This window comes from Candidatus Jordarchaeum sp. (assembly GCF_052745115.1).
The window spans coordinates 1-11,696 of the sequence record NZ_JBRAKS010000107.1 but is presented as its reverse complement, the minus strand read 5'-3'; the positions used below and the strand labels follow the sequence as shown (position 1 = coordinate 11,696).

The 11,696-nt window shown below is 41.1% G+C and carries 14 protein-coding genes; 11 read left to right on the top strand and 3 right to left on the bottom strand.

Annotation, left to right across the window (positions count from 1 at the left end; all coding sequences use genetic code 11):
• From ACUVXA_RS09350 to ACUVXA_RS09335, 4 genes are all read left to right on the top strand, one after another.
• Positions 1–568, top strand: a 568-nt coding sequence (locus tag ACUVXA_RS09350) for a hypothetical protein (protein WP_445870987.1), incomplete at its 5' end; no start/stop codon positions are given.
• 171 nt (positions 569–739) lie between these two features.
• Positions 740–1,300 (top strand): hypothetical protein, encoded by a 561-nt coding sequence (locus tag ACUVXA_RS09345; RefSeq protein ID WP_445870986.1) that lies wholly within the window; start codon positions 740–742, stop codon positions 1,298–1,300.
• A gap of 387 nt (positions 1,301–1,687) precedes the next feature.
• Entirely contained in the window at positions 1,688–1,900 is a 213-nt protein-coding gene (locus ACUVXA_RS09340) for a hypothetical protein (RefSeq protein ID WP_445870985.1), read from the top strand.
• A 431-nt stretch (positions 1,901–2,331) separates the two neighbouring features.
• Entirely contained in the window at positions 2,332–3,144 is an 813-nt protein-coding gene (locus ACUVXA_RS09335) for a hypothetical protein (protein WP_445870984.1), read from the top strand.
• A gap of 229 nt (positions 3,145–3,373) precedes the next feature.
• On the opposite strand, the gene ACUVXA_RS09330 is transcribed toward ACUVXA_RS09335, so the two are convergent.
• Complete coding sequence (locus ACUVXA_RS09330; RefSeq protein WP_445870983.1) at positions 3,374–3,949, bottom strand: DUF1638 domain-containing protein; 576 nt, start codon at positions 3,947–3,949, stop codon at positions 3,374–3,376.
• A 371-nt stretch (positions 3,950–4,320) separates the two neighbouring features.
• Here ACUVXA_RS09330 and ACUVXA_RS09325 point away from each other — a divergent pair, with 371 nt between their 5' ends.
• The 4 genes from ACUVXA_RS09325 to ACUVXA_RS09310 all read left to right on the top strand — a co-directional run bounded on the left by ACUVXA_RS09325 (position 4,321) and on the right by ACUVXA_RS09310 (position 5,731).
• Positions 4,321–4,497 (top strand): hypothetical protein, encoded by a 177-nt coding sequence (locus ACUVXA_RS09325; RefSeq protein ID WP_445870982.1) that lies wholly within the window; start codon positions 4,321–4,323, stop codon positions 4,495–4,497.
• A gap of 479 nt (positions 4,498–4,976) precedes the next feature.
• Positions 4,977–5,351, top strand: a complete 375-nt coding sequence (mntA, locus tag ACUVXA_RS09320; protein ID WP_445870981.1) for a type VII toxin-antitoxin system MntA family adenylyltransferase antitoxin — start codon at positions 4,977–4,979, stop codon at positions 5,349–5,351.
• Positions 5,348–5,539: a hypothetical protein gene (locus ACUVXA_RS09315; RefSeq protein WP_445870980.1), complete on the top strand. Its 192-nt coding sequence runs from the start codon at positions 5,348–5,350 to the stop codon at positions 5,537–5,539. Before mntA ends, ACUVXA_RS09315 begins: the two co-directional genes overlap by 4 nt.
• A gap of 6 nt (positions 5,540–5,545) precedes the next feature.
• Positions 5,546–5,731, top strand: coding sequence for a HepT-like ribonuclease domain-containing protein (locus ACUVXA_RS09310; RefSeq protein ID WP_445870988.1), 186 nt, complete (start codon positions 5,546–5,548; stop codon positions 5,729–5,731).
• A gap of 111 nt (positions 5,732–5,842) precedes the next feature.
• On the opposite strand, the gene ACUVXA_RS09305 is transcribed toward ACUVXA_RS09310, so the two are convergent.
• The gene (locus tag ACUVXA_RS09305) at positions 5,843–6,883 is read right to left on the bottom strand and encodes a uroporphyrinogen decarboxylase family protein (RefSeq protein WP_445870979.1); all 1,041 of its coding nucleotides are present in this window, start codon (positions 6,881–6,883) and stop codon (positions 5,843–5,845) included.
• The gene (locus ACUVXA_RS09300; protein ID WP_445870978.1) at positions 6,873–7,982 is read right to left on the bottom strand and encodes a uroporphyrinogen decarboxylase family protein; all 1,110 of its coding nucleotides are present in this window, start codon (positions 7,980–7,982) and stop codon (positions 6,873–6,875) included. Before ACUVXA_RS09300 ends, ACUVXA_RS09305 begins: the two co-directional genes overlap by 11 nt.
• Before the next feature lie 143 nt (positions 7,983–8,125).
• Between ACUVXA_RS09300 and ACUVXA_RS09295 the strand changes: the two genes are divergently transcribed.
• The 3 genes from ACUVXA_RS09295 to ACUVXA_RS09285 are packed head-to-tail and all read left to right on the top strand — an operon-like array spanning position 8,126 to position 11,386.
• On the top strand, positions 8,126–8,434 hold the full coding sequence (locus ACUVXA_RS09295) for a hypothetical protein (protein ID WP_445870977.1): 309 nt from the start codon (positions 8,126–8,128) through the stop codon (positions 8,432–8,434).
• 6 nt (positions 8,435–8,440) lie between these two features.
• A complete protein-coding gene (locus ACUVXA_RS09290; protein ID WP_445870976.1) occupies positions 8,441–9,088 on the top strand; it encodes a cobalamin B12-binding domain-containing protein in 648 nt (215 codons plus the stop codon).
• Between the two features lie 24 nt (positions 9,089–9,112).
• Entirely contained in the window at positions 9,113–11,386 is a 2,274-nt protein-coding gene (locus tag ACUVXA_RS09285) for a glycoside hydrolase family 3 N-terminal domain-containing protein (protein ID WP_445870975.1), read from the top strand.
• Positions 11,387–11,696: the final 310 nt, after the last annotated feature.

Here is an 11,696-nt window from a genome sequence, read left to right as displayed (position 1 = left end):
AATCGGGGAGGAACTTTACTTCAACGTTAGATTCACCTATCCCACCGAATCTAACCTCTGGGCTGTGTTAGCACTTGCGGGGATGGTTGGCGGTGTCTCGTACGAATCTATACTGGGCTGGTTGATTCCCACAGTAGCAGCTACTGCCGGAGCTGGCTACATATTGGGAGGACTAGTGGGACTATATTTGTTACTTGGACTCGTTATTATCCCTGATTTGGAGGCAGAGTATCTTGCTCAACAGACAGTTTATGCTTGGGGAATGTCTGCTTATGAAAATTGGGGCATACAGTCTCAACTTCGTGTGCGTTACATCTATCCTTGGACTATATATGCGTGGCTTCCCTCTTATTTCATGGTTGGCTACGTTCTCTACAACGGCGTCTACGTTCCAGGATTGCCCAATCCCTATACTCCTTACGTTCCCATAATTACTGTAGGTGGCTTGCTGGCTTACGGTATTACCTCGATTTATCTGCTTAACAATCTAAGAAACAATATGTTGCTTTGGGGCGCAGCCCTTGGACTGAATCGCATGGTGTGGATGGGCACGTGGCCAACAGAATAATATTTATCTCCTTGATGACAAGAAGGAATTAAGAGGTGTTTATGAAATGAAAACGAAAAACGTAGCGTACCTCCTATTTTTTTATTCTTTTTAGTTGTTGTGTTATTTACTATCTACATCTTTTGGAGGTTAGTTGGTATCCATTCTTTAGAGACTTACTATTGGTTGCCTATGGCATTAATATCTGACTATCAGACTATACCCCTATTGACGTTAGCTTATAAGCTGTACCTTCGCATCTCATATTTTACGGTGTTTTGGCCTGGTTCATTTATTCTTTTATGTTTCTTCCCTGTACTACTTCCGTTCGGTCAAGATTTTAGGAGTCTGTCTAAGAATTTTGAGAGCTTTGATGAGGCTTGGGGAGCCTTTAAAGCTTTTATTCGGGAGTGTTCCAAGAAAAACAAGTTAATGCTATCTATCCCACTAGCCTACTTTTCAATTGGGCTTTCGTTCAGCCTGCTCTGGTTGCTAGTTCTTCTCCCTTACGATTCCTCTTTCATATTTTTCTACCTCTACTTAGCTGTCAATTTCCTTTACTCTTCGCCTCTGGGGTTATACTTAGTTCTACTGAGCCTAATGCATTATGCTCAAACCGAGTTAATGAGTACAATTGTTGTCGTACTTTTCATTCCTCTGGTTGTATTTTTAATAATTGGTTTGTTCTACGAGTCAGCCTTTCAGAATGAGCTAAAGTCTCTGTCTCCCGAGAGCTTCAAGTCCTCTACTTAGAGTCCTTTTAACTCCCTCCTTTTTTTGAAAACATATTTTATGAGAAGATGTATCATATTTTCGTTAAAGTTTTTCAAAATTGAACAGATACTACTAGTTTCCGTTATTAAAAGAAAAATTTCAGAAACATAAATCAATTTATGGAACAACACGGGTTCCTTTTACCATAATATATTCCGTACTAGCTTTGCATGCTTTTTATTAGTTACTTCCCCATGAGTTTCTATATTACAACTCAATTGCTTTAAATGGATATATATTAATTGCATATGTCCCCATTTTTATCTTATACTAATAGTTGCTCCGTCGGTTCTTGAGGAAAGAGTAATTAAACAGTCTAGAAAGTTATTGGCCGAATTCATCACACAATTGCTCGAGAAGGAATTGGTGAATAACAAGCCTGATCCAAATCTGGAACTTAGTTTGGACTTGTCCTTGGATAGAAAAGATTATAGAATAGTTTTAAAGAATTCTTTGAAAATGATTGAAAGGATAGAAGGCGTCCACTTGATTTTTAAAAATAATTTTTACTTTGTAGGGCTGTTACTTGATGTAGCCCGAGAAGGAATAACTCAGAATGGCCAAGGTGATATTGAATAAGTTTCAAATCAAATAACTGTGGATCCGAGAAATTTTAAGGAGGTTTATAAGAAAATAAGAAAAAAGTTATTAGTTAACGTTGGAGTAATTGGAGGAATTTTTGTTCCAATCCATAGGGTCGCTATTTAAATACTTAAAATTTTTGGGATAGAAAGTTTTATGTGCATTTTTGGGATTTGGGGTAGGTTTGGTGAAGCAAAGTTTTACTGAGAAGCGGTCTGGTATTCAACAGGAAAGAAGCCCTAAGAAGGCTTCTTTTGGCAAAAGGGGGGAATAAATGGGAGAATAAAAACCACACGCAGAAGCCAACCAAGTCAATCCGAAGGCGTTCCCCGGCGACTTTTTACGCCTGTGCAAAAAAGACTTTTAATGAGGGTAAACTTAAAAGATATACATGTTTCAAGCTAGAAAAATGGAAATTGGTGTTGTGTATGGTTGGGGCTAGAAGGTTTTTTACTGTGAATCAGGTTGATGCAACTGGTGTTGGGAGTCCTCATCAGAAAGAGTTGGAGGAATTTAGCTCTGCCAAATTTTTATTGTTTAAGGGTTTGGAGGAGGCTACGCTTCGTAGGATAGTATATGAGGATCTTGGAGCAGAATTGGACAATGTGGGGTTGAGTGAGGATTGGACTATTACAATCGAATTTTTTCCTGAAGCAAATGTACATATTTCCTATTTTTATTATGGGGATGAATTCGGGGATGTAGAGGGCGAACTAAAATTCTTGCTCTCAGGGGAGAGGGTTTATTGGATTCCGGGAGAGGATTCAGTTACTTATACAGATATCGTTTTGGATTTTATTGAACGCAGAATTAAAAACGAGGAACCATCCGATAAAGAATATGATGAAAAAACAGGAATAATGAAGAAGGTTTTGGAACAGCGTAAAGAGCCATTCAACTTTTTGGAGGAAGAAGATGTAAATGAGCTTGGGAAGTTTATTGGAGGCGAAGTATCTAAAAGGGGTTCAAATTGGAGCATAAAGAAAGAAGTGCTTCCCGAGATATTCATCGAGATAATCTTTGATAAGGGTAAAAACATGTTAGACATATCATATTCGGGTAAAAACTTGACCAAAATAGGGAGTTATCATATCGAGCTAATTGGAGTATTTACCATAAACCATATTCTCAGGTACATTACAATAAAAAACCAGGACAAAGAACTTCCCGATATTTGTTATAAAATGTTTTCTAGGCTATTCACTAAAGAAAAAGGTTGGGACCATAGGAAAACATCATAATTCTATTATAAAATTAACTTTAATTTTATATCCAACATCTTATTCTTTAAGGTTTACCTTTCCGGAAAGTTTCCAAGCTCTAGGGTTTGAAATTCTAGACACAAACCCTATTTTATAACACGGGCTTGCATGATCTAATTAGCGATTCGGATGCTGGTGTCCTTCACAGAAAAACCTACACAGAATCAAAGGGTACTACATGCTGGGATTATTTATGTAAGTTTATTATTCATACTCGGTTAAGTGCTTCCTCTATAACGGACTTCAAACCTTGGAGTCCGACTATTTCGTGCTTTATGACCTTTAGTCCCGTGTTTTCAGCAAATTTTTTGATTTTTTCCGAGTCCAATTTTCCTAGTGATTCAATTATGATTATGCCCTCGAGGTTCTGGAACATTCTGCGCACCACCCTATTGTCAGGAGTGGGCATTCGTTCCAAGAATTTAATCCATCCGGGAGACAAATAGAAGCAGGAACGTTGTGGATCTAATTCATAGAGCCTTCCTTTTCCTCCAAGAAGGCAGTCCAGGCAGTTTATCGCATCTACCTTTATGGCACCATATTTTTCCACAATTTCCCTCATCCGGGGATGGCAGAAATCCCCATACACCACCACGATTTTTCGACCTTCCCTAACATGCTTGCTCAGCTCTTCTTCAAGTCCCTGCTCAAGATCATTAAAATCCATGTGTAGACTAACACTCAAAAAAACCAAATCAGCGTCTAGAGAACCAGTTCTTAATAGTTCCTCAATTTCTTTCTTTAAACTCCCACAAGAAATTATCAAAGGTTTCTTCAAACTCATAAAACCACCTCAAAGAAATCCACCCTCTTTTAGTGGCGGGAGGAATTGGGAGGCTTTCAAACATTTCAAGCATATAACTTCTTTTGGAGAAACGATTGCACGTACAAGACACTCCTCAACCGAGGAGAGCGGTATCCCGGTTGAAGCAGGCTCTACCTGAGTAGACTGCGGTCAACCAGTCCAAAGTGGCGCGTGGTGAAGTCGAAGCCTCCATGGGATTAAACCTGAACATAGCTACAAGCTCCGAGTTTATTCAAGCAGTTGACAAACTAACAATTCTACCTCAACTAATAATTCTTCCGTCCTAAATTTAGAAATGGAAACCTACCTCACCCAAACTGGTGAAAATACTGGGCAGAGTAGACCAACTAGTGAAAGTTAAGGGTATGTTTGTATATCCGACAAACATTGGAAGTGTTATTAAGAAGCACGCTGGACTCGGAAGCTATGAATCCGTTGTCGATGGACCTCAACTATCAGATCTACTAACCATTAGAATAGAGTTTGAAGGCAAAGGAAAAAGCCTACCAAAAACGTCGAAGATGTGAAAAGAGAATTGGAAGAGGAATTCAAAGAGGCCATAAGACTCAAGGCTGTTGTAGAAATAGTGCAAAAAGGCTTGATCACGGAGATAAAGGAGAAAGTAGTAGACCTCAGAAAAATGGAATAATTATTTCTATCGATATATTAATTATTTCAATGGATATTGCTGAAGAAGAGCGTACCATCGCTAGCAGGCGTTTATGCTATTAACTATCGCCATATATTATTTTCATCCCTTCTTTCAAGAATATCATAAATTGATTAAATATCTTTGCAGGATAATTATTAAAATGTTAAAAGGGTAATAGTGAGCCAAAAAAGGATAAAATTTAAACTGATCAAAAGTACGGGTATATAAAACTAGAAATTTTTGTAGGAAATTAAAAAAGTCTACTAATTCGCTTACTCACCAGAAACTGCATATTGAAAAACTTGGAACCACAAAGAAGCCGAATAAATTAAGCCAACAAAGGGTGTTGTTTGAATGAGGCAGAGCAGTGAAAAATTAGAGATTTTAATTAAACAGATGAAAGCTTATCCCAAGGTTGTCGCCATCTTTCTTTTTGGTTCTCACGTGAAGGGGACTAAAAAACCGCTTTCAGATATAGACATAGCGGTTATTTTGAAAGAACCTGACGCGGAAATTGAGGCAGAGATAGGTAGTATGTACTCTGAGGAACTTGATGTCGTGCTTTTTCATCGCCTTCCGCTTCACATTCAATTTGAAGTCCTTAAATATGGGAGAGCGATTTTTTGTAGGGATGAAGAATTTTTACTTAACATAAAAAGAACCGTGTTGAGGAACTACCTTGAGAATTCATGGCTATATCAAAGGATAGCATCGGATGTGCTGAAATGAAGCTTATCGAGAACATACTCAGATTTGAAAAACATTTTGCCAACGCAAAAAAATTGAAAGACAAAAATGTTTCAGATTATTTTGTTTATAATACACTGGCAATGGAGTGTTTTCAAGCCGTAAACGCCCTTATCGAAATAGGAGAACACATAATCACAAAAGAAAAGCTGGGTTTTCCATCAACCTAGAGGGAAATCTTTGAAATTCTCAAAAAAGAGGGAATAATATCCGGTGAAGTTTTCAACTCCGCTAAAAGACTTATTTTTTTGAGAAATCTGATAGCTCATGAATATTACCAGATCAGAGAGGAGGAACTAATAGAGATGGTGGAACTGCTTGAGGGTGTAAATGACTTTGTTCAGAAAGTAAAGAAAATATGACCCGGTTATAACAGTCCTTCAACTTCCCCCCAGACTCCCGCAACAGGTTATTAAAGGTCTTTCCGAAATCATGAAATAATAATTCTGAACCAATAACTAATTCTTTCAAATTTAAATGCGGGGATATTTTCCGTATTTTTTTGTGGCCCTAATCATTGCTTTGAAGTTTTCAATTTTAACCGCGTTGTGAATAGAGTTACTGGAGCTTAAAATGTATCCGCCCCCATTTGCCGCCTCTTCTATGCACCTCTTAACATCTTTAACTGTGTCTTCAGTGGTTCCGAGTGGTAGCACATTGGTTACATCCACGTTGCCCACAATACATATTCTGTCTCCAAATTTTTGTTTAACTTCCCTGAGACTCATTCCGGCTTGGGGTTCTATGGGGTGCAGTGCATCTATTCCCGTATTTACAATGTCGTCTAGGATGGGCCAGATGTTTCCGTCACAGTGCTTAATGAAGGGAACTCCCCTCCGGTGCACCTCATCGACGATTTTCTTCAAATAAGGGGCGATGAATTCTCGGAAATGTTTCACAGACATAAATGGTCCGTGTTTATAGGCATAGTCATCTCCTGAGATGACGGCGTCTACTCCAAGGTCAATCATGGCTTTTGCCAGTTCAACATTATACTCCACAGAGGTCTCAACAATTCTCCTTGCAAAACCGGGATTCTTATATAGGTCTATGAGGAAATTGTTTACACCCCTCATCTGGGATGGGATCTCGAAGGCGTCATGTATTCCTCCCACAACCGCCAACCAGTATTTGTTGTTTTTTATCACCTTTCTGAGCCTATCTAGTCTATCATAGTTGAATGGGTCGGGAGGCGAGAATTTTTCAAAATCTTCCTCAGTATCAATTATTCCCCTCACGTAGTAGGTGACTTCATTCTCTTCGATTGACCACATCCTAGCCCAGTCATCAATGAAGGATTTCTCGTCAAGAGTCTTCACCAATCTGAAATTGTCCCAAAAATTTATTCCGTCTAATCCGTAGCCACTATAAACCTCGTAAAAGTCCAGAGCATCCGTAGGAATTCTTCCCAAAAGTTGCCTAACTATGGGGGCATTAATCTCAATTTCAAAAAGAGGAACCGTATCCGGTTCTTCCCCATATAAAGCCCTCAATATTCTCTCCCTAGGAATCATTAAAATCACCATGTACTAAATTATTTAAAGGATATTTTCCAAATCTCTTTCCCGCTTTGATTTGGGCAAGGAAGTTTTCTGGTTTGCACCAGTCGTTAATCTGGTGCCCTGAGCCTAGCATGTATCCTCCACCAGGGGCAGCTGCCGCAATAGCCCTTTTCACCTCCTGGGCAACTTCCTCCGTGGTGCCGAAGGGTAAGAGATGTGCGACATCAACATTTCCAACCAAACAAATCTGGTCTCCCCATTTCTCAGCCACCTCCTTTATATCCATTCCCGCTTTGGGCTCCAAGGGTTGGATGGCATCTACTCCCGCCTCTATTATCATATCCATGAGAAGTCTTATGTCTCCATCAGAGTGGACCATGAGTAATGCTCCTCTTCGGTGGAATTCATCTGCTGCCTTTTTTAGGCAGGGAAAGATGAACTCTTTGAACTGTTTTGGTGACATCATGGGTCCCTTTACATAGCCGTAATCATCCCAGTCTAAGAGAACTTCTGCACCTAGATCTATGCATGCTTTCCCCAGCTCTATGAGGAAATTTGTCGAGTCTTCCAAAACCTTCTTTACGAATTCGGGTTTGGTGAACATGTAACGGAACATATTCTCCCAGCCCAAGGCTTCACCTTGGACCTCCCAGATGGAACCCACCGCGGCAACCGGAAATATGCGGTCACCGGCGGCCTTAAATGCACTTTTAAACTGTTCAATTCCCCAAGAGTCGAGGGGGTCCAGTTTGGGGAACTCCTCATATTTTTCGGGAGTGGTTAAGTATCCACCTATATAGAATTGGGAAATGTATCCCGCAGCAACATTGCTGCTATGGATTCGGCCCCAAGAATCAACAAACTTGTCCTTGTCAAGCCCCCTATAGTATTTAGGACTAAACATTAAAGTATAAACGGTGGAGCAGTCCAGCCCCAATTTTTCGTAGAGGCCAAATTCAGTCTCCCATCCGGCGAAAATACACCAACACTCCTCAGGTTTCTTACCAAAAATCTTGCCCAGAACTAGGGGACTAACACCCAGTTCAAACAATGGTACTTGATCTGGTTCCTCGTGCATAAGCGCTCTGAGCACTCTTTCACGTGGCTTCAAGATTACACACCTGTCAAAATGTAAGTTACCATCAGTTTATCTTCTAAATCCTAACATTTTATGAGGATAAATATATATTCCTGTTGTAGGGAAAATTTAAGGAGTTTAGCTAAAAATTTTAAGGAAAATTGTGTGGGATAACATTGGTGGCGTCTGATCAAAAAATTAGGATGTTACAAGGAACAGTTTTGAATGTCGAGAAAACAGGTGAAAATAAAAAAGATGCTGAAGGAAATATTTGGGAGAAGTGTATTTTCAGCCTCGAACTAACAGGCTTTTCGAAAAGAACTCCCAAAGAAGTGTTGCCACCCGATCTAAAAGGTAAAAAAGTTAAGCTGGTTAGGTGGTGTTGCTTTGAATGGCACTACAAAACAGGCATTAGAAAAACATTGGAACCTGACGAATCCGAGGCTATACTGAAGGGTAAACCTTCAGATACAGTTTATTGGTGATTCAGAATGGGTGAAAAAGAAAAGGAAATTTTACAAAGGTTAAGCAACAGCATAATAAACTTGGATATTGAAGGAGTGAAGCAAGCCTGTGAAGACGCTTTGGCTCAAGGGATTCCTCCAATTAAAGCGGTCACTGAGGGAATGGCTCAAGGTATGGACATTGTGGGGCAAAAGTATGAGAACCAGGAATACTACTTAGCTGAACTAGTTATGGCCGGAGAGGTAATGAAAGAGGGCATGAAAGTATTAGAACCTTACCTCAAAGACGCCGAGGTCAAAAGACTGGGAAAAGTTGTGGTGGGGACGGTTCAAGGGGATCTTCACGATATTGGGAAAAACATTTTTGCCACCCTTTTAGAGGCATCAGGATTCGATGTAGTTGATCTTGGAGCAAACGTATCTACCAATAAGTTTGTGGAAGTGGTGCGTGACCAAAAACCGAAAATCCTAGGTCTATCAGCTTTGCTAACAATCACTATGGTTGAGTTGGGAAACGTGGTGAAGGAGCTTGAAAATGCGGATTTGAGAAATCAGGTTAAGGTTATTGTTGGTGGAGCACCTCTCACAGAGGATTACGCTAAAAAGATTGGGGCAGACGCCTATGCTCCGGACGCAGTAGCTGGAGTTAATATCTGTAAAAAGTGGGTTGAATGAAGATTATTATGATAGGTGGTTGAATTGACTGAAGTATATAAGGATTCTAGTCGACCAATAGAAGAACGGGTTGAGGATCTACTCTCCAAGATGAGCTTGAAAGAGAAGGTGGGGCAGATGACCGGGTTCTTTATGATAACCGCTGAAAATGTTTTAGAAGCGGTAGAAAAATATCATGCAGGAGCTGGCGGTCCTTTTATTATATGGGAGAAGCCTGAGGATTTAGCCAACACGGTTAACGTTTTTCAGAGCTACGCCCTAGAGAAGAGCCGATTGGGTATACCGCTCCTACTCTACATGGATGCTGACCACGGTCACGCCTTCGTTAAGGGAGCCACGGTGTTCCCTCATAATCTGGCTATGGCTGCAACCTGGGACCCCGAATTCTCAATGAAAACAGCGGAGGTAACGGCAAAAGAGGCTAGAGCCACGGGTGTACACCAGAATCTTAACCCGGTATGCGATATAGCCAGGGATCCTCGATGGGGTAGAACCTACGAGACTTTTGGTGAAAGCCCCTATCTCTGCTCGGTTATGGCTTCTGCCATGGTGCGCGGATACCAAGGGGGAGAAGGCTATAGAATAGACGGCGAACACATAGCTGCAACTGCTAAACACTTTCCAGCTTACAGCTGCCCTGAAGCAGGAGAAGATACTGCACCGGTAGACATCTCAGAGTACACGTTTTACACCATACATCTTCCATCTTTCCATGCTGCAATAAGGTCTGGTGTACTATCAATAATGCCCTGCTATAACGAGATAAATGGGAAACCGGTACACGGCAGCTATGAGTATCTCAGCGACCTTCTTAGAGGTTCACTTGGATTTAGAGGTATAGTGGTTTCTGATTGGGGAGGTGTGGAGATGCTTCACAGATACCATAGAACCGCTGAGAGCTTCAAGGAAGCGGTTAGACAGTCTGTGGAGGCAGGATTAGATATAGCTTCCATTGGCGGAGAACGATTCTATCAAGCACTCCTAGAACTGGTTAATGAAGGTGTGATATCCGAGAGAAGGATTGACGAATCGGTGAGAAGAATTCTGGCAGTGAAGTTTAGGTTAGGCTTATTCGAGAATGTCCAAGTAAATCTAGAGCAGACATCAAAAATTGTAGGAAATAGTAGTAATCGAGAGTTAGCTTTGGAGGCAGCTAGAAAATGCATAGTGCTACTTAAGAATGAAGGAATTATGCCTCTAAGAAAGGATTTAAACTCCATACTGGTGACAGGCCCCAATGCTGATAACATAGAGGGGCTGTTGGGTGGCTGGACAAACCACTTTGGACCGTGGCCTTCTGTAAACACCGTTTTAGAGTCTATCAAAAATAAGGTTTCCCAAAAAACCAGTGTCACCTATTTGAGGGGTGCTGACTATAATCAGTTAGAGAATCTGGAAGAGGTTAAAGGCAAGGCGAAAGAAGCGGATGTGGCCATAGCCATACTTGGAGAATATGCTTATATACACGAATTCTGGACATTTGCGGATCTAGCATCGATATTCGCAGGTGGCTCTGGGGCAGGATTACCGAGTTCTGAGTATACAGAGGAGATAAAACAGAAACTTACTGCTAGACTCGACTTATTCCCGTCAAGAGCTCTTATCGAACTGCCTGAAGCCCAGTTAAAACTAGTAAAAATATTACATGAAACGGGTACACCTACTGTTGTAGTACTGCTTGCTGGTAGACCCTTAGCTATAAGGTGGATAGCTGAAAATGTTCCCGCAGTTCTAATAGCGTTTTACCCGGGTATCGAGGGTGGGAGAGCAGTAGCAGATGTGCTATTCGGAGACTATAACCCGGGAGGGAAGCTCCCTATATCCATACCGAAGTCAGGTGGCCAAATACCTGTTCGATACAACTATAAGCCTAGACCTTTCCGAGAGGCGCATCCTCCTGCCTATTCGCCGCTCTTTGAGTTTGGGTTCGGCTTAAGCTATACCCGCTTCGAATACAGCGCACTTGAAGTCTCTCCTAAGAAGGTGGGTGTTAAAGGCAGAGTAAACATATCAGTAACCGTTACTAATAGCGGCGAGGTGGCGGGCGATGAGGTGGTTCAGCTCTATGTTAATGATATGTACAGTTCTAGGGTTACCCCGGTTAAAGAGCTAAAAGGTTTTAAGCGGATATTTCTGAAGCCGGGTGAGAGTAAGAGACTTACCTTTATCTTAAACGTGGAGGATTTAGCAGTATATCAGGATAAAGGCAGATTCACCGTGGAGCCTGGTGTGTTCAAAGTATTGGTGGGAGCGTCATCCGAGGACATAAGATTAGAAGATAGCTTCGAGGTTGCCTAATACCTCTAAGGATTCACCGACATGAGAGAGTTTAAAATAAGCAGCCACTGGAAAATTGTCCTCACTGTTACCCCTTTTTTACCGTATACGGGAAGTATACGCTTGTGTTTTGCTCACAAGTTTCCCCGAAAAGAAGCATTTTTAAGTCCCGAAACAAGGGAATAAACAACCACATAATTAACGAGAAACGCACCTGAACAAAATTAATAGAAAAGGGTGGTGCACATGTTCTAAAAGCACATGGTTGCCCAAAATAAGGTCATTCCAGACCACTCACCGGCTGAAAAATGCGCCCCACACCTTCCGCATA

What these genes read in the sequence shown, in the direction of transcription:
- ACUVXA_RS09330 (WP_445870983.1), bottom strand. Translation starts at nt 3,949, where the DNA reads ATGAGTTTGAAGAAACCTTTGATAATTTCTTGTGGGAGTTTAAAGAAA.
- mntA (WP_445870981.1), top strand. Translation starts at nt 4,977, where the DNA reads ATGAGGCAGAGCAGTGAAAAATTAGAGATTTTAATTAAACAGATGAAA.
- ACUVXA_RS09345 (WP_445870986.1), top strand. Translation starts at nt 740, where the DNA reads ATGGCATTAATATCTGACTATCAGACTATACCCCTATTGACGTTAGCT.
- ACUVXA_RS09315 (WP_445870980.1), top strand. Translation starts at nt 5,348, where the DNA reads ATGAAGCTTATCGAGAACATACTCAGATTTGAAAAACATTTTGCCAAC.
- ACUVXA_RS09305 (WP_445870979.1), bottom strand. Translation starts at nt 6,883, where the DNA reads ATGATTCCTAGGGAGAGAATATTGAGGGCTTTATATGGGGAAGAACCG.
- ACUVXA_RS09290 (WP_445870976.1), top strand. Translation starts at nt 8,441, where the DNA reads ATGGGTGAAAAAGAAAAGGAAATTTTACAAAGGTTAAGCAACAGCATA.
- ACUVXA_RS09335 (WP_445870984.1), top strand. Translation starts at nt 2,332, where the DNA reads ATGGTTGGGGCTAGAAGGTTTTTTACTGTGAATCAGGTTGATGCAACT.